This window comes from Streptomyces sp. NPDC059668 (assembly GCF_042734135.1).
In the GTDB taxonomy this organism is placed as follows: Bacteria; Actinomycetota; Actinomycetes; order Streptomycetales; family Streptomycetaceae; genus Streptomyces.
This window is the reverse complement of the sequence record NZ_JBHWEL010000006.1, coordinates 120,969-138,198: the sequence shown is the minus strand read 5'-3', so window position 1 is coordinate 138,198 and position 17,230 is coordinate 120,969. Positions and strand designations below refer to the sequence as shown.

General features: G+C 69.4%; 17 protein-coding genes and 1 riboswitch. Of the genes, 10 read left to right on the top strand and 7 right to left on the bottom strand.

Annotated features, from left to right (window positions below):
• Window positions 1-70: 70 nt before the first annotated feature.
• Both ACFV2J_RS07505 and ACFV2J_RS07500 read left to right on the top strand, forming a co-directional pair.
• Complete coding sequence (locus ACFV2J_RS07505; RefSeq protein WP_385083719.1) at window positions 71-1,279, top strand: MFS transporter; 1,209 nt, start codon at window positions 71-73, stop codon at window positions 1,277-1,279.
• A 104-nt stretch (window positions 1,280-1,383) separates the two neighbouring features.
• Complete coding sequence (locus ACFV2J_RS07500; RefSeq protein ID WP_385083718.1) at window positions 1,384-1,815, top strand: heme-binding protein; 432 nt, start codon at window positions 1,384-1,386, stop codon at window positions 1,813-1,815.
• 89 nt (window positions 1,816-1,904) lie between these two features.
• On the opposite strand, the gene ACFV2J_RS07495 is transcribed toward ACFV2J_RS07500, so the two are convergent.
• Window positions 1,905-2,771, bottom strand: coding sequence for a GNAT family N-acetyltransferase (locus ACFV2J_RS07495; RefSeq protein ID WP_385083717.1), 867 nt, complete (start codon window positions 2,769-2,771; stop codon window positions 1,905-1,907).
• A 151-nt stretch (window positions 2,772-2,922) separates the two neighbouring features.
• Between ACFV2J_RS07495 and ACFV2J_RS07490 the strand changes: the two genes are divergently transcribed.
• Together ACFV2J_RS07490 and ACFV2J_RS07485 are read left to right on the top strand one after the other, a co-directional pair.
• Entirely contained in the window at window positions 2,923-3,555 is a 633-nt protein-coding gene (locus ACFV2J_RS07490) for an HAD family hydrolase (RefSeq protein ID WP_385083716.1), read from the top strand.
• 415 nt (window positions 3,556-3,970) lie between these two features.
• Window positions 3,971-5,551, top strand: a complete 1,581-nt coding sequence (locus ACFV2J_RS07485) for a globin domain-containing protein (protein ID WP_385083715.1) — start codon at window positions 3,971-3,973, stop codon at window positions 5,549-5,551.
• 53 nt (window positions 5,552-5,604) lie between these two features.
• On the opposite strand, the gene ACFV2J_RS07480 is transcribed toward ACFV2J_RS07485, so the two are convergent.
• The 5 genes from ACFV2J_RS07480 to ACFV2J_RS07460 form a co-directional block, all read right to left on the bottom strand.
• Entirely contained in the window at window positions 5,605-6,087 is a 483-nt protein-coding gene (locus ACFV2J_RS07480; RefSeq protein WP_385083714.1) for an NUDIX domain-containing protein, read from the bottom strand.
• Window positions 6,088-6,238: 151 nt separating this feature from the next.
• A complete protein-coding gene (locus ACFV2J_RS07475; protein WP_385083713.1) occupies window positions 6,239-7,144 on the bottom strand; it encodes a LysR family transcriptional regulator in 906 nt (301 codons plus the stop codon).
• A gap of 270 nt (window positions 7,145-7,414) precedes the next feature.
• Window positions 7,415-8,560, bottom strand: coding sequence for a cystathionine gamma-lyase (locus ACFV2J_RS07470; RefSeq protein ID WP_385083712.1), 1,146 nt, complete (start codon window positions 8,558-8,560; stop codon window positions 7,415-7,417).
• A complete protein-coding gene (locus ACFV2J_RS07465; RefSeq protein WP_385437665.1) occupies window positions 8,557-9,048 on the bottom strand; it encodes a low molecular weight protein-tyrosine-phosphatase in 492 nt (163 codons plus the stop codon). Before ACFV2J_RS07465 ends, ACFV2J_RS07470 begins: the two co-directional genes overlap by 4 nt.
• A gap of 9 nt (window positions 9,049-9,057) precedes the next feature.
• Window positions 9,058-9,441 (bottom strand): phage holin family protein, encoded by a 384-nt coding sequence (locus ACFV2J_RS07460; RefSeq protein WP_385083711.1) that lies wholly within the window; start codon window positions 9,439-9,441, stop codon window positions 9,058-9,060.
• Between the two features lie 79 nt (window positions 9,442-9,520).
• Between ACFV2J_RS07460 and ACFV2J_RS07455 the strand changes: the two genes are divergently transcribed.
• From ACFV2J_RS07455 to ACFV2J_RS07440, 4 genes are all read left to right on the top strand, one after another.
• Complete coding sequence (locus ACFV2J_RS07455; protein WP_385083710.1) at window positions 9,521-9,838, top strand: cupin domain-containing protein; 318 nt, start codon at window positions 9,521-9,523, stop codon at window positions 9,836-9,838.
• Between the two features lie 166 nt (window positions 9,839-10,004).
• Window positions 10,005-10,217, top strand: a complete 213-nt coding sequence (locus ACFV2J_RS07450) for a DUF5326 family protein (RefSeq protein WP_148009254.1) — start codon at window positions 10,005-10,007, stop codon at window positions 10,215-10,217.
• A 335-nt stretch (window positions 10,218-10,552) separates the two neighbouring features.
• The gene (locus tag ACFV2J_RS07445) at window positions 10,553-11,350 is read left to right on the top strand and encodes an IclR family transcriptional regulator (protein WP_385083725.1); all 798 of its coding nucleotides are present in this window, start codon (window positions 10,553-10,555) and stop codon (window positions 11,348-11,350) included.
• Window positions 11,351-11,449: 99 nt separating this feature from the next.
• Window positions 11,450-11,887 carry an SsgA family sporulation/cell division regulator gene (locus tag ACFV2J_RS07440; protein ID WP_168529012.1) on the top strand — a complete coding sequence of 146 codons (438 nt, stop codon included), beginning with the start codon at window positions 11,450-11,452 and terminating at the stop codon, window positions 11,885-11,887.
• An 87-nt stretch (window positions 11,888-11,974) separates the two neighbouring features.
• Here ACFV2J_RS07440 and ACFV2J_RS07435 read toward each other — a convergent pair whose 3' ends face one another.
• Window positions 11,975-13,519: a YibE/F family protein gene (locus ACFV2J_RS07435; protein WP_385083709.1), complete on the bottom strand. Its 1,545-nt coding sequence runs from the start codon at window positions 13,517-13,519 to the stop codon at window positions 11,975-11,977.
• Between the two features lie 71 nt (window positions 13,520-13,590).
• Window positions 13,591-13,747: riboswitch (TPP riboswitch) on the top strand.
• On the opposite strand from ACFV2J_RS07435, the gene thiC reads away from it, so the two are divergent.
• Both thiC and ACFV2J_RS07425 read left to right on the top strand, forming a co-directional pair.
• Window positions 13,740-15,569 carry a phosphomethylpyrimidine synthase ThiC gene (thiC, locus tag ACFV2J_RS07430; RefSeq protein ID WP_385083708.1) on the top strand — a complete coding sequence of 610 codons (1,830 nt, stop codon included), beginning with the start codon at window positions 13,740-13,742 and terminating at the stop codon, window positions 15,567-15,569. Its footprint overlaps the riboswitch before it by 8 nt.
• Before the next feature lie 155 nt (window positions 15,570-15,724).
• Window positions 15,725-17,170 (top strand): VWA domain-containing protein, encoded by a 1,446-nt coding sequence (locus ACFV2J_RS07425; protein WP_385083707.1) that lies wholly within the window; start codon window positions 15,725-15,727, stop codon window positions 17,168-17,170.
• Window positions 17,171-17,230 lie beyond the last annotated feature (60 nt).

The window sequence follows — 17,230 nt, the reverse complement described above, 5'->3', positions numbered from 1 at the left end:
ACCCGCGCCTGCAACTATTGTGAACGCACGCAAAGCGCTCCTGCAATCTTCTGGGAAGGTGTACCCCACCATGCCTCTCGCGCTTCTGGCCCTCGCGATCGGGGCCTTCGGAATCGGAACCACCGAGTTCGTGATCATGGGTGTGCTGCCTGAGGTCGCCGGCGATTTCGGTGTCTCCATCCCCACCGCCGGGCTCCTGGTGACCGGCTACGCCCTCGGCGTCGTGATCGGCGCCCCGATCATGACCGCGCTCGGCACGAAGGTGTCCCGCAAGCGGATGCTGATGCTGCTGATGGGGCTCTTCGTCCTCGGCAACCTGCTCTCCGCCGTGGCGCCGGTCTTCGGACTGATGCTGGTGGGCCGGGTGGTCGCCTCTCTCGCCCACGGCGCGTTCTTCGGCATCGGATCGGTCGTCGCCGCCGAGCTGGTCGCGCCCGAGAAGAAGGCCGGCGCGATCGCCATGATGTTCAGCGGGCTCACCATCGCCAATGTCGTGGGTGTCCCGCTGGGCACGCTGGTCGGTCAGTCCGCGGGCTGGCGGGTCACCTTTGCGGGCGTGGCGGCGCTCGGCGTGATCGGTCTGCTGGGCGTCGCCAAGCTGGTCCCCGAGATGCCGAAGCCCGAAGGCGTCCGCCTGCGCCATGAACTCGCCGCCTTCAAGAACGTCCAGGTCCTGCTGGCCATGGCGATGACCGTGCTCGGTTTCGGCGGTGTCTTCGCGGCCATCACGTACATCGCGCCGATGATGACCCACGTGGCCGGATTCGCCGACAGCTCCGTCACCTGGCTGCTGGTCCTCTTCGGCCTCGGCATGGTCGGCGGGAACCTCGTCGGCGGCAGGTTCGCCGACCGGGCCCTGATGCCGATGCTGTACACGTCCCTGGGCGGCCTCGCCGTCGTGCTCGCGCTGTTCACCGTGACGGCGCACAACAAGATCCTCGCGGCGGTCACCATCGCTCTGATCGGCGCCCTCGGGTTCGCGACCGTGCCACCGCTCCAGAAGCGTGTCCTGGACCAGGCGCACGGCGCCCCCACGCTGGCCTCGGCCGTGAACATCGGCGCCTTCAACCTCGGCAACGCCCTCTCGGCCTGGCTCGGCGGCATCGTCATCGCGGGAGGCCTGGGCTACACGGCCCCCAACTGGGTCGGCGCCGCGCTGGCCGGCGGCGCCCTGGTCCTCGCGATCCTCTCGGCCGCGCTGGAGCGCCGGTCGGCCGCCCCCGGCGCCGTCGTCACCGAAGGCGCGTCCGCCGAGCGGCGGACCGCCGTCCACCACTGAGCCCACCGGCTCGCCCACTCACCGCCAGACGGCCACCGGCGACGACCGACCCGGTCCCCCGGCAGGCCCAGGCCGAGTACACCCCCACAAGGAGAAAGCCCTTCATGAGCGCCACCACCACCGTCACCGCTGTCGCCCCCCTGACCATCGAGGACGCCGAGGTTCTCCTCTCCGCGGCCCGCCGGGCCGCCGAGGAGGCCGGAGTCACGGTCAGTGTCACCGTCCTCGACGCGGGCGGTCATCTGCTCGCCTTCCGGCGCGACGACCGGGCCGTCCTGATCTCCGGCGAGACCAGCACCCGCAAGGCCTACACGGCCCTCCAGCTGGACTCGGCCACCGCCGACCTCGTCGACGCGGTCCAGCCCGGCGGCCTCTTCCACACGCTGCCCACCGCGCTCGACCGCCCGTTGCTGTTCATAGCCGGCGGTGTGCCGGTCCACCGTGACGGGCGTCTGATCGGTGCCATCGGTGTCGGCGGTGGAGCGCCGGAGCAGGACCACGGGTTCGCCGTCGCCGCCGTGGACGCTCTCGCCTGATCGCGCCCCTCGCCTAAGTGCCGTCCCCAGCAGATGCGGGGGACGGCACTTCCGCGCCGGGGAAGCGCCCTGCCGCGTCAGGTGGTTCCTCAGCCGGCCGCGACGGTCAACGGCGCGAAGCGCCGCGTCCAGTCGCCGGGCAGCTCCGAGATCCCGTACGCCATCACGGCGTTGAATCCGACGGTTTCCAGGCCGCACGCCTTCACCCAGGACAGCAGTTCTTCGTGCCGTACGTCGATGTCCGTACGCAGATGCCGGTCGGTACGGGCGGCCAGTGAGGTGACGAGTGCCTTCGCGGTCTCCGTGTCGCGGGCGATCAGGGGACCTACGACATGGGTGTCCATGTTGGGCCAGGCGGCCGCGTAGCCGGTGATCCGGCCGTTCTCCTCGGCGACGCGCAGCTGGTCGGAGAAGGCGGGAAGACGCGTGATCATGTGCGTGCGGTCGAGGCCGAAGACCTCCGCGTCGAGCCGGAGGATCCCGGTAAGGTCCTCGGCGCCCGCCGGGCGTGTGGAGACCTCTGGGGCCGGTCCGTCGAGGACGAACGGTCCGAGGACCATCTCGGCGCGGCCCGTGACCTTGAAGCCGAGCTCCTCGTAGAGCGGCTGCCCATAAGGCGTCGCGTGCAGGGTCAGTGAGGTGAGGCCCGTCCCCGCCACCACATGGCGCATCAACCGTCGGCCGACGCCCTGGCGGGCATATCGCTTCGCCACCAGCACCATTCCGATCGCCCCCAGATCGGGCCGGCCCGGCGTGCCGTACTCGGTCACCACGCACGCGGTGACCAGGCCGCCGTCCGGAGCGTCGATGCCGTATCCCTTCCCCGCTGTCAGAAGCAGACCCCATTTGTGTTCTTCGCGGGCCCACCCCCGGTCCTCGGACAAGTCGGCGCAGGCGGTGAGATCGCGGAGCGTCAGGCGACGGATGGGCAGAGCAAGGGGGGAAGGTGTCGACACGCAGGTCAGGCTGTCCGACACGGACCCCTGACGTCCACCTGTTTGCGCGCGGACGCATGCGCTTTTGGCCACGTCGTCCCCTCGCTACCGGGCGCGTACGGACGTTTCACGTGAAACAGCGAAGACGGCTCTGCCACTAGCCTCGGCTCGCATGGCACGCCTTCATCTCTTCGACCTCGACGGAACACTGTTGTACGGGAGTTCCGCACCCCTGGAGATCTCGCGGCAGATCGGTCTGGAGGCCGAGACCATCGCGATCGAGCAAGCGATCTCGGCAGGACACATCGACCCTCCGGAATACGCCACGCGGGTGTACGCCCTGTGGGCACAGCTCACGGACGCGCATGTGGCCACGGCCTTCGAACAAGCGCCCTGGCTGTCCGGCATCGAGGAGGTCTGGGACGAGATCAGGGACAACGGGGACTACTGCGCCGTGATCTCGCTCTCGCCCTCCTTCTTCGTCGAGCGGCTGACGACGTGGGGCGCGCACGCGGCCTACGGCTCGCGCTACCCGGCCCTGCCCTTCACGGAGCCCGTCGACCTCGCCGGCATTCTCAGCGCGGCGGCGAAGGTGCAGATCGCGAACCGGCTCTGTGAAGAGTTCGGGGTGAGGCGGGCCGACTGCGTCGCCTACGGCGACTCGCTCTCGGACAAGGACCTGTTCGAGACGGTGCCGGTGTCCGTGGCCATCAACGCGGACCGGCATCTGGCCGGCCTCGCCACGCACTCCTACATGGGACGGAGTCTGCGGGACGCCTATGAATTGGTCCGACAGGCCCTGTAATCAAAGGAATTGATGGGCGGTACCTCGTTCGATCACTTCGAGGGAAGAGCCGACTTGTCTGTGGGGCGACTGCCGGTATGGTCGACTCCGGTTCGCGGTGCCGCGATGTGCGGGCATGTCGTGGGGCGTGAACGCAGGCCAATGCAGCGTAACGGGACGGAAAGATCGAGACCCGAATTTTCCGTTATGCGGACGGGCGTTGACGCGGAGTGGGATGCTGCGGTGAGGGCGATGCGGTCAATGTCACGTTCTCGCCTTACTTGTCCGCGCCGTGCGAAAGCCTGGATTGAATGTGGCCGCATTGGTCAGAGGACTGAACGGGGCAGGAGAGCAAGCCGTCTACGGGGGAAAGCAGGCATTTTCCGAACGCGGAAGTGCATAGACCGACCGAAAGATGTTCGAGGCGAGGCACAGTATGGACGCTCCGACCACCACGTCGGCCGACAACGGCACTTCCGGAGGAAATGGCGGGAGCGGCTGGTTCACGCCGCGCAAGGAACCCGCACCGACCCCCGCCGACAGAGAGCGGGAGGCCGAAGGAGCCAGCCGGCTGGCCGCGTTGCGCCCCGTGGGCCGCTCCACCGAGCCCGGGGCGGCGGAGGGAAGCTCCGACAGCCCCGTGGCCCAAGCCGGTCGCCCAGGCGAGGAGACGGGCGCACAGAGGCGAATATCCGCTCTTGAGGACGCGGTGCAGCGAGTCGCGGCTCAGGGGGCTCCGGAGCCCGTCCGGGACGCTGCCACGGCCTTCCAGGCACCGGCGATGCGGGGACCGGGGAGCGTGCCGCCGGCGGAACCCGCCGCGGTCCGGCCTCCCGTCCCCACGCAACCGGGACCGATCCGTCCGTCGGTGCCCGCGGGAAGGCCCGCGGCCGTCGCGGAGCCGTCCCCCGACGCCGTACTCATCCGCCGGACCATGGCCGAGGTCGGCCCCGTCGCCGACAAGGTCACCTCCTACTTCTACGCGCTGCTCTTCGTACGGCACCCGGATCTCCGGTCGCTGTTCCCCGCCGCGATGGACACCCAGCGGGACCGTCTGCTCAAGGCGCTGCTGACCGCCGCCGAGCACATCGACAACACGCCGGTGCTCGTCGACTATCTGCAGAACCTCGGGCGTGGTCACCGCAAGTACGGCACCCGGCCCGAGCACTACCCGGCCGTCGGCGAGTGCCTCATCGGCTCGCTCAGCCGGTTCGCCTCGGCGATCTGGGACGCCGAGACCGAGGCGGCCTGGGTGCGCGCGTACACGACCATCTCCCAGGTCATGATCGACGCGGCGGCCTCGGACGAGCTGAGGGCCCCGGCCTGGTGGTACGCCGAGGTGGTCGCGCACGATCTCAGGACCCCTGACGTCGCCGTCATCACCGTGCGACCGGACCAGCCGTATCCTTTCCTCGCCGGGCAGTACACGAGCCTGGAGACACCGTGGTGGCCCCGGATCTGGCGGCACTACTCGTTCGCCTCCGCGCCCCGGTCCGACGGACTGCTGTCGTTCCATGTGAAGGCGGTTCCGGCGGGGTGGGTGTCCAACGCCTTGGTGCACCGTGCGCGTCCCGGCGACATCATCCGTCTCGGGCCGCCGGCCGGATCGATGACCGTCGACCACAGCAGCGACAGCGGGTTGCTCTGTCTAGGCGGCGGTACCGGCATCGCGCCCATCAAGGCGCTGGTCGAGGACGTCGCCGAGCACGGGGAGCGGCGCCCGGTCGAGGTCTTCTACGGTGCCCGCACCGATCACGACCTGTACGACATCGACACGATGCTGCGGCTTCAGCAGAGCCACCCCTGGCTCGCCGTCCGTCCGATCGTGGACCACCAGGCCCATCTCCACCTGCCCGACGCCGTGCGTGAGTACGGACCGTGGAACGAGTACGACGCCTATCTCTCCGGGCCGCCGGGCATGATCCGCAGCGGGATGGACGCGCTGAGGGACGCCGGCATCCCGTCGGACCGCATCCGCCACGACTCGGTCGAGGAACTCGTCGGGGCCGGGGACTGATCCGAGAGCGCGCACTGCCGGGGGCGAGCGCGAAGTCGTGCGGCCAGAGGACGTCAGCCCAGGTCGGGCGCGTGCATGGCCCGTACGCCTTCGATGTTCCCGTCGAGATAGTGGCGCAGGGAAAGCGGTACGAGGTGGACGGAGGCGATACCGACCCGGGTGAAGGGCACCCGCACGATCTCGTACTCGCCGCAGGGCTCGTCCATCTCGGGGCCGTGCCGCAGGGCCGGATCCATGGATTCCAGACGGCAGACGAAGAAGTGCTGCACCTTCACGCCGGTGGAGCCGCCGTCGTCGCCGATGTGCTCGACCGTGTCGACGAAGCAGGGCACCACGTCGGTGACCTTCGCGCCGAGTTCCTCGTGGACCTCACGGTGAAGTGCGTCGATGACGGTCGTGTCCTCCGGTTCGACCCCACCGCCCGGTGTGAGCCAGTAGGGATCGACACCAGGCTTGGTGCGTTTGATCAGAATCAGGTCGTCGCCATCGAGCAGGATGGCACGGGCGGTGCGCTTGACCACGGGTCGGACGGTCATGGGAGGAATGTGGCCCGGCAGGTTCCACGTGAAACATCCTGGACCCTCGAGGGCTTCGGAAGAACCGTTCGAGGAGCGCCATCCGAGCACCGTGGAAGGCGCCCGGGGCCGGGTCTCCTCGCACCGCGGAAGGCGCCCGGGGCCGGTCACCTCAGCTCCAGTCCGCCGCGGCCCGCAGCAGCCATTCGTAGGCCCGAGCGATGTGCGGCATGGCCAGCGTGCCGGTGCGGACCACCAGAAAGTACGTACGCAGCGGAGGCACCACCGGGTCGAGGAGCGCCACGACGTCTCCGCGCTCCAGGGATTCGGCGCACAGGTATCGCGGCAGCACCGCGAGTCCCGCGCCGGTGACGGCACAGGCGAGCACGGCGCGCAGATCGGGGACGACCACCGTGCCCGAGGCGGCCGGACGGGAGTCGAAGACGGCGGCCCAGTAGCGGGCCACCAGCGGCAGCGACTCGTGGACCTCGACCACGGGGAAGTTGTCCAGGACCGGCGAGCCCTTGCGGCGGAGCCTTCCGGGACTGATGCGGGCGGCCCAGCGCGGAGCCGCCACCAGGACGTGCTCCTCGTCGCAGAGCGGGGTCGCGGTGAGCAGAGCCCCACGCGGACGGGCCGTGGTGATGGCCAGATCATGGTGCCCGGCGGCCAGCCCCTCCAACGTCTCCTCGGCGTTGCCGAACGAGGCACGCAGCGCGAATCCCTGCCCGTCGTCGCCCGTCAGCTCGGTCAGGGCGGGCAGCGCCCGCTCTGCGGTGAACTCCGGGGGCCCGGCGAGATGGAGGGTACGCAGCGACGAGTCCTCGTCGAGCCCTGCCTCGGCGATCTCCACCAGGGCGTCGAGATGGGGCGCGGCCTTGTGCGCGAGCTCGTCCCCGATCGTCGTGGGCGTCACACCGCGGGCCTGGCGCAGAAAGAGCGGCCTCCCCAACTGCCGTTCCAGGGTGCGTATCTGCGAGGTGACCGCAGGCTGGGAGAGGCCGAGCAGCGCGGCGGCACGAGTGAAGGAACCGGCCCGGTGCACGGTCACGAACGTCCGCAGCAGGGCCAAATCCATGCTGCCCCTCCTTTCCCAGCACTCCCGACCGGGCCCCAACTATAAATAAGTCGATAGGTCGCTGTCGCTACTGTGATTGGACACTGACACAGAGTCAACTAGCCTTGTTCGCGCGGTTCTTAGCGCAAAGAACCGGGACGGTCCGAGCCACGAGGGGGGAGGCTCGGACCGTCCGTCGTACGGAGCGAGGCGCCGAGCGGACGGTCGGACGCAGGGCGCAGCCTAGTCACCGACCGCTCAGCAAGAGGTCAATGACCGCTCAGCATGAGGTCAATCCGCGGACTCGTCGAGTGCGCGGAGCACGTCCGCCACCAGGTCCTCCGGGTCCTCGGCGCCGGCCGAGAAGCGGATGAAGCCCTCCGGCACCGCGTCGCCGCCCCATCGGCCGCGCCGCTCCGCGGTGGACCGCACCCCTCCGAAGCTCGTCGCGTCGTCCACCAGACGCAGCGCGTCGAGGAACCGGTCGGCACGTGCGCGCGTGGACAGCGTGAAGGAGACCACGCATCCGAAGCGCCGCATCTGCTGCGAGGCGATCTTGTGCGAGGGGTCGTCGGGCAGGCCCGGATAGCGCAGCCCGGTCACCTCGGGCCTGCCCCGCAGTGCCTCGGCGATGACCAGTGCGTTGGCGTTCTGCCGGTCGGCGCGCAACTGGAGGGTGGCCAGTGAGCGGTGGGCCAGCCAGGCCTCCATGGGGCCGGGGATCGCCCCGACGATCTTCCGCCAGCGCCGCACGGGCGCCATCGCACCGGCGTCGAGCGCGGTGACGTATCCCAGGAGGATGTCGCCGTGCCCGGTGAGCATCTTCGTTCCGCTGGCCACCGAGAAGTCGGCTCCCAGCTCCAGCGGCCGCTGTCCGAGCGGCGTGGCCAGGGTGTTGTCGACGGCGACGAGGGTGCCCTGGGCGTGGGCCGCCTCGACGAGCCGTCGTACGTCGCACACGTCGAGACCCGGGTTCGAAGGGGTCTCGATCCACAGGAGCTTGGCGCCGTCGAGGACGCCGAGCTGTGCGTCACCGCCGGTCGGCGCGGTACGCACCTCGATGCCGTACGCGGTGAGCTGCTCGCGGACCAGTGGCAGCACCTGGTAGCCGTCGTCGGGCAGGACCACCACGTCCCCGGCCCGCAGCTGCGAGAAGAGCACCGCGGAGATGGCGGCCATCCCGGAGGGGAAGGCGAGTGTGGTCACGCCCTCCTGGCCCGGTGCCTCCAGCTCGCCGATGGCACGCTCCAGAAGCGTCCAGGTCGGGTTCTCGTCACGGCCGTAGGTGTACGGGCCGGTCGGATCGCCCGGCAGATGGAAATGCGCGGCGAAGACCGGACCCGGCAGGGTCGGCTCGTGTTTGACGGGCTCGGGCAGCCCCGCCCGCACCGCGCGTGTGCCGTCGCCGCTACCTGTGACGAAATCCCCTGACGTCATGCCGCCCGTCCCTTCAGTTCCTGCTGAACAGCGGCGAGCAGTCCATGGCTCGCCGCCTCCACCATCTCAAGACACTCCTCGAAATCGCTCAGACGTCCGTAATACGGATCGGGGACGTCCGGATCGTCGCCCGCCGCGGGGTCGTACGACCGCAGCAGACGGACCTTGTCCGCGTCCTCCGGAGTGGACGCGAGACGGCGCAGGTCCCGCAGGTGGCCGGAGTCCAGGGCGATGACGAGGTCGAGACGGGAGAACCACGCGGCGCGGAACTGACGGGCCGTGTGGTCGCTCCCGTAGCCGGCCGCCTCCAGCACGGCGACGGTGCGGGAGTCCGCACCGTCGCCCTCGTGCCAGCCGCCCGTGCCCGCGCTGTCGACCTCGATCACGCCGTCGAGTCCGGCCTCCTCGACGCGAGCACGGAAAACGGACTCGGCCATGGGGGAGCGGCAGATGTTGCCGGTACAGACGAAGCAGACGCGATAGGACATCGGGCTCTCTCAGTCGTCGTCGCCGTCGGGAAGGACCACATTGAGCGCCCAGGACACCACCGAGATGATCAGGCCGCCCAGGACGGCCGTCCAGAAGCCCTCGACGTGGAAGCTCAGGTCCAGTTTGTCGGCCAGCCACGAGGTGAGCAGCAGCATCAGGGCGTTGACCACGAGGGTGATCAGACCGAGCGTGAGAATGAACAGCGGGAAGGTCAGGATCTTTACTATCGGCTTGACCAGGAAGTTCACCAGCCCGAAGACCAGTGCGACGAGCAGCAGTGTGCCGACCTTCTTGCCGGTGCTGTCACCTGTCAGGGTGATCTTGTCGAGTACCCATACGGCCACGGCCAGGGCCCCGGCGTTGGCGATCGTCTTGACTACGAAATTCTTCATGTGTCTGATCGTGGCAGAAGAGATCGACTGGCGAGCAGGGCTGTGGACAGCCCGCTGAGCACGGGAGCGGACGAGGACGATGAAGGCATTCCGGCTGGACGAACTGGAGGCGGAGCGCGCCGCCAACGACGGCGCCTATCTGCAGTTCCTGCGCGAGCGGAACATGTCGGTCGGCCTGTACGCCCTCGACGCGGGCGAGCGCGACTCCCAGCAGCCCCACCAGCAGGACGAGGTGTACTTCGTGGCGAGCGGCCGGGCCGCGATCACGGTCGGCCTGGAGACCACCCAGGTGGCGCGCGGCAGCGTCGTCTACGTCCCCGCGGGCGTCGCCCACAAGTTCCACCACATCACCGAGGACCTGCGGGTGCTGGTGATGTTCTCTCCACCGGAGAGCTGAGCCCGGTCTCAGGGTTCCCTAGGGGAACGGTCAGGGGAGGACAAGGGGTGCGAGACGCCCGCAGCCGCCCCTCTGGGCCCTAGCATCGAACGCAGGACAGTCGGAGAACCCGGAATCGGAGTCCCGGACTTGGGACGACGGGCGAAGAGAGGCAAGGACAAGGGCGATGCGAGAGATCTTCAACGGGATGCCGTGGTGGGTGAAGTGGATCGCGGTGCCGGTCATCGCTCTGGTCGTGTTCGGCACGGTGATAGTGAGTGTGCTCACCGTGGTGATCGGCCTGCTCTTCAAGGCGCTGGTGTTCGTCGCGCTCGTCGGCGGCCTGATCTACGTGGTGCGCAAGTTCACGTCGAGTTCGTCCTCACGCGGCGACTGGTGACGCACCACCGGGTGAGTCGCGGGTAACGGCAGGTGGGCAAAGGGAACTCCAGGTTCCCTCGGCCGAGGGAAGTTTTCCGGCGGGGCCGTCTGTGAGCGGTGGCAGGCGGTTAAAGTCCGGAATTCGACGCGGGGCCGACTCCCCGCGGGCAGCGCCCCCTCCCGTGTCCCCCCGCACGGGCGGTTCCCCTCGCGCTTCGGGAGTGCCCCTTGGCCACGGTCGACACCGCACCCGCAGAATCACTCACTCCACCCGTCCAGCGGTCCAGTGCCTCCGCCGCCTCCTACGCCCCGCCGGCCCAGCCGCGCTCCTCGCCCGCGGAGATCCGCGCACCGTTGCCGGCCGCGCGGACCGGCCGCCTGGAGGCCGCGCCCGCGGAGCCGCACCCCACGACCCTGATCGGGTCCGTGCAACGGGCGATGCGTCTCCTGGAGGCCGTCGCCGCGCGTGAGCACGGAGCCCCCGCGAAACAGCTCGCCCGGGAGGCCGGACTCGCGCTGCCCACGGCGTACCACCTGCTGCGCACCCTGGTCCACGAGGGCTATCTGTGCCGGGAGAAGGGTCTGTTCTTCCTCGGTGAGGCAGCCGAGCGGTTGAGCAGCAGCGGAGCCCAGCAGAAACGTCGCAGCACGGTGAGCGACGCGCTCGCCCGGTTCCGGGACTCGATCGGTGCGCCCGTGTACTACGCGGTCTACCGCGACGGCGAGATCGAGGTCATGTGCGTCGCGGCCACCCCAGGGAGTCCGGCGGTGGAGGAGTGGGCCGACTTCAGGGAGACCGGGCACGCCCACGCGATCGGCAAGTGTCTGCTGTCCCAGCTCGACGAGCGGGCCCGCCGGGACCACCTCGACCGCTATCCCGTGCGGTCGCTCACCCCGTACACGGTGCGTGACGAGGCCGGTCTGTTGCGACGTCTGGAGCGGACGGGACGGATGGATCCCGTCACCGAGCGGCAGGAGTACGCGCTGGGGACGGTGTGTGCCGCGCTGCCCATCACCGCGGGGACGACCGCCGCGACGATGGCCATTTCTCTCCCTGTCCACCAGGCCGACCGACTGCTACCGGCGGCACGACAATTGCAAGGTGAGATCGGCAGACTACTGGGGTCACTCGCGATCTCTATCAGCATCTGAAAACTCACTCCTTGTGATCTGTTGTGTACGTTGAGCAAGATTTCAGCAGTGTCAGGGGGACGATTCCTGGCCAGTCGACGGCAAACGACGGGGTAGGCGATGCGCGAGTCGGTACAGGCAGAGGTCATGATGAGCTTCCTCGTGTCGGAGGAGCTGTCCTTCCGCATCCCGGTGGAGCTGCGCTACGAGACCTGTGATCCCTACGCCGTGCGGCTGACCTTCCACTTGCCCGGTGACGCGCCCGTGACCTGGGCCTTCGGGCGGGAGTTGCTGATCGACGGCGTGGGCCGGCCGTGCGGTGACGGCGATGTGCACATCGCGCCCGCCGATCCGGACGCGTTCGGCGAGGTGCTGATCCGGCTTCAGGTGGGCGGTGACCACGCCCTGTTCCGGTCCGGCGCGGCGCCCCTGGTGGCCTTCCTCGACCGCACCGACAAACTCGTACCGCTGGGACAGGAACGCTCCCTCGCGGATTTCGACACCCACCTCGACGAGGCGCTGGACCGCATCCTGGCGGAGGAGCAGAGCGCGGGCTGAAAAAACGACCCGCGCCCCCGTGGAGGAACGCTTCCGCACATCCCTGGGGAAACTCCTCCGCACACCCGTGGCGGGTGCGCGGAGGCCTCAGTGCTTGCGGCGACGGCCCTTGCCGCCCCGCACCGGCCCCCGGCCCCCCGAGGGCTCCTGTACGGGCGCCGGCGGCCCTGTGGCCGCCGTGGGGGCGATCCGGGCCCCGGGACGGTCCGCCGAGACCACCAGGGCCGCCAGCGCGGTGGTGACGGGCACCGAGGCGACCAGACCGATCGAGCCGACCAGGGTGCGCACGATCTCCTCGGCGACCAGTTCGCTGTTGGCGACCGCGCCGACGCTGCTCTGCGCGATCGAGAAGAGCAACAGCAGCGGCAGCGCGGCACCCGCGTACGCCAGGACGAGCGTGTTCACGACCGAGGCGATGTGGTCACGGCCGATCCGGATGCCCGCGCGGTACAGGCCCCGCCAGCCCATGGTGGGATTCGCCTCGTGCAGCTCCCAGACCGCCGAGGTCTGTGTCACCGTCACATCGTCGAGCACACCGAGCGAGCCGATGATCACGCCCGCGAGCAGCAGACCGCTCATGTCGATGGACGGGTACAGGCCGTGGATCAGACCGGTGTTGTCGTCGGTGTTGCCGGTCAGGGCCGCCCAGCCGATGAACACCGAACCGAGTACACCGATCAGCACCAGCGAGAGCAGTGTGCCGAGCACGGCCACCGACGTACGGGCGGACAGACCATGGCACATGTAGAGGGCGATCAGCATGATGGCGCTCGCCCCGACCACCGCCACGACCAGGGGGTTCGCCCCCTCCAGGATGGCGGGCAGGATGAAGAACGTCAGGATGAGGAAACTGACGGCCAGCGCGATCAGTGCCATGAGGCCGCGCATCCGGCCCACCACCACGACGGCCAGTGCGAAGATCCCGGCGAGCAGCGCCATCGGGAACTTCCGGTTCACGTCGGTGACCGAGTACTGCAGATCCTTGGGCGCCGAGGGCTCGTACGCGACCACGACCTTCTCGCCCTGGTGCAACTGCCGTGACTGGTCCGGCTGGACGATCTCCGTGAACGTACGGCCCTTGTCCTTGCCGGTGTCCACCCGGACCGTCGCCTTCTTGCACTCGCCCGTCGCCTGCTGCTGGGCGGAGGAACCCTCGGCGGTGGAGGTGTCGCCGGTCGGGGTCTCCCCCGAGGCGTTCACCGACTTGCAGTCCACCTGGTCGATCTTGGTGACCGTGGCCTGCTGGCTCTGCCGGTCGAAGCCGACACCGGTGCGCTCGTGCGACGGGGCGCCGCCGGGCCAGAGCACCACGAGGCCCACGACGACCGCCGCGGCGAAGGGGATCAGCACGGCCGCGATGACCTTGCGCAGATGCTTGGAGACGGGTGTGGCGGGGCCGTGACTGTGACTGTGCGAGTGCCCTTGCCCGGGAAGGGGGCCCGGTCCGTGCCCGTGCCCCTCCCCCGATCCGTTGGCGCCGCCGGACCCGTCGGTGTCGGCCCATCCGTGCCCACCGCCCGGTCCGTTGGCGTCCCCCGGCCCGTACCCGTGGCCGTCTCCGGAGCCATGGCCGTCGCCGGGGCCGCGCCGCGGCTCGGACGGCGGGAACGGGGGCTGCTGCATCGTGGTCACCGACCGATCATCGCAAGAACGGCGAGGGCCCTCTGTTCACCGCGCCAGACATGACGCTAGCGTGGAAGCACCTTTGCACACGCGGGAGCTCGGAGCACCGGGCTGAGAGGGCGCTGACCTTCGTCTCAGCGATGTTTCACATGAAACATCGGCGGACGGAAGCCGCTGCGTCGACCGCTGAACCTGTTACCGGGTAATGCCGGCGTAGGGAGTAGGTCTCATGACCAACAAGGACGTTCGCACGCCTGCCTCCAGCCAGACGGACGAGCCGTCGGCCGCGTCCCTGGGCGAACAGCCCCCGGGGACCGGGCAGTCCATCGGGTGGCACAAGGCATACGTCGGGGGTTCGCGCCCCGACCTGCGGGTGCCGGTCCGTCAGGTGCACCTCACCAACGGGCGGTCCGTCACGCTGTACGACACCTCCGGCCCGTACACGGATCCGACCGTCGACACGGACGTGCGCAGGGGACTCGCTCCACTGCGCGAGCACTGGATCGTCGCCCGGGGCGACACCGAGGAGTACGCGGGCCGTCCGGTCCGCCCCGAGGACGACGGGATCAAGCACACCGCGCCGCGAGGCGGCCTCCGCAACCTCGACGCGGTCTTCCCGGGCCGTCCGCGCCAGCCGCGCCGGGGTCGCCCCGGAACGGCGGTCACCCAGCTCGGGTACGCACGCCGCGGAGAGATCACACCGGAGATGGAGTTCGTGGCGGTCCGCGAGAACGTCGACCCCGAGGTCGTCCGCGAGGAGATCGCCGCGGGCCGTGCGGTGCTGCCCGCAAACGTCAACCACCCCGAGATCGAGCCGATGATCATCGGCAAGCGGTTCCTGGTGAAGGTCAACGCCAACATCGGCAACTCCGCGGTCACCTCCTCCATCGAGGAAGAGGTCGAGAAGATGACCTGGGCGACCCGCTGGGGCGCCGACACGGTCATGGACCTGTCCACCGGCCGCAACATCCACACCACGCGGGAATGGGTCCTGCGCAACTCCCCCGTCCCCATCGGCACGGTGCCCCTCTACCAGGCACTGGAGAAGGTCGACGGCCGTGCCGAGGAGCTGACCTGGGAGATCTACAAGGACACGGTCATCGAACAGGCCGAACAGGGTGTGGACTACATGACGGTCCACGCGGGCGTGCGACTGCCGTACGTACCGCTCACCGCCAACCGCAAGACCGGCATCGTCTCGCGCGGCGGCTCGATCATGGCGGCCTGGTGCCTGGCCCACCACCGGGAGTCGTTCCTCTACGAGAACTTCGAGGAGCTCTGCGAGATCCTCGCCGCGTACGACGTCACGTACTCGCTCGGCGACGGGCTCCGGCCCGGTTCGATCGCGGACGCCAACGACGCCGCTCAGTTCGCCGAGTTGAGGACGCTCGGGGAACTCAACACGATCGCGAAGCGTTTTCAGGTACAGACGATGATCGAGGGCCCGGGACATGTCCCGATGCACAAGATCAAGGAGAACATCGACCTTCAGCAGGAGATCTGTGATGAAGCTCCGTTCTATACGCTCGGCCCGCTGACGACGGACGTCGCGCCGGCGTACGACCACATCACCTCCGGCATCGGTGCCGCGATGATCGCCTGGTGGGGCACGGCCATGCTCTGCTACGTCACACCCAAGGAGCACCTGGGTCTGCCCAACCGTGACGACGTCAAGACCGGCGTCATCACCTACAAGATCGCGGCCCACGCGGCGGACCTCGCCAAGGGGCACCCGGGCGCGCAGGAATGGGACGACGCGCTGTCCGACGCCCGCTTCGAGTTCCGCTGGGAGGACCAGTTCAATCTGGCCCTCGACCCCGACACGGCACGCGAGTTCCACGACGAGACACTGCCGGCCGAGCCCGCCAAGACGGCGCACTTCTGCTCCATGTGCGGCCCGAAGTTCTGCAGCATGAAGATCAGCCAGAACATCGCCGAGCAGTTCGGTGGTTCCGCGGCCGAGGGAGCCTCGCCCGAGGAGATCGCCGAGGGGATGCTCCAGAAGTCGAAGGAGTTCGCGGCGAGCGGGAACCGGGTGTACCTGCCGTTGGCGGACTGACGCTCCGACGGTCCGTCGAAGGGTGTTCAGGGTCCGGTGGACCCTGGACACCGTCCTCCCCGAAGACCGCGGAGGGGACGGCACCACCCCGTCGGACCGCCACGTGCGGGAGTCCGCCACCACGGACGGCCGGGTTCTGTCGGCAGACTGGGACCATGACATCGACATCCATGAGCAAGGGCGCCAACCTGCCGGTGGCCGTCGGGGCCGTACGGGCCGTGCTCGTCTGGACGGGAGGGGCCGGCGCGCCGGACGCGGACGCCTCGGCCCTGCTGCTCGGTGCGGACGGTCGCGTGCGGGGCGACGGGGACTTCGTCTTCTACAACCAGCCACGGCACGTCTCCGGTGCCGTACGCCACCTGGGCAAGCGACGGGACGCCGGTGTCACGACCGACACGGTCGAGGTGGACCTCCGCTCGCTGGAACCGGGGATCGAGCGGGTCGTGCTGGGCGCCTCGGCCGACGGCGGCACCTTCGGTCAGCTGTCCGGGCTGACGCTGCGGCTGCTCGACGCCGGGACGCAGCGGGAGTTCGCGCGCTTCGAGATGGAGGCGACGACGGAGACGGCGTTCATCGGCGGCGAGTTGTACCGGCGCGGCGGACAGTGGAAGTTCCGGGCGATCGGGCAGGGGTACGCGTCGGGACTCGCCGGACTCGCCACGGACTTCGGCATCAGCGTGGACGAGGAACCAGGCCTCGCCACCTCGGCGCCGGTGGCGCCACCCGTGGTTCCGCCCGCCGCCGTACCGCCCCCTCCGCCCCCGCATGCTCCCCCGGCCCCCGAGATGCCTCCGGCACCCCCGCCACCCCCGACTCTCCCGGCCCCCGCGGCACGTCCGGGCACGGGCGAGGAGCGGCTTCCCGTGGACATGCGCAAGCGGCTCTCCCTGCGCAAGGAGCAGGTGGCGGTCAGCCTGCGGAAGCACGGCGCGCAGGGCGTCACGGCGCGTGTGGTGCTGATCCTGGACGCCTCCGGCTCCATGTCGTTCCTGTACGCGAAGGGCGTCGTGGCGGACGTGGTGGAGCGGATGGCCGCCGTGGCCGCGCAGTTGGACGACGACGGCGCGATGCAGGCGTGGACGTTCGCCTCCCATGCGGCCCGGCTGCCGGACCTGACCCTCGGTGAGTTGCCCGAGTGGCTCAGGCTCCACGTCCGGGTCGGTGAGCTGAGCCTGTTCCGGCGGAGCAGGAAGCCGCGGAAGGGACTGCTGCCGGGGCAGGTGGACATGCGGACGGTCGGCATCCAGAACGAGGAGCAGAAGGCGATCGCCGAGGTGCGTACGTACGTCAGGGAGAATCCGGCCGCCGATCCCACCCTGGTGCTGTTCTTCTCCGACGGAGGGGTCTATCGCAACAACGAGATCGAGCGGCAACTGCGCGAAGCGGTGGAGGAGCCGATCTTCTGGCAGTTCGTGGGCCTGGGCCGGTCCGACTACGGCGTGCTGGAACGGTTCGACACACTGCCGGACCGGCGCGTCGACAACGTCGGTTTCTTCGCCGTGGACGACATCGGCGCCCTCCCGGACCCGGAGCTGTACGACCGGCTGCTCTCCGAGTTCCCCGCCTGGGTCACGGCGGCCCGTCGGCTGGGCATCCTCTGATCCGGTCTGCCGGGCCGGCGGCCCGTACGCGGGCATGCCGGGCACCGATCGGGGCCCGCG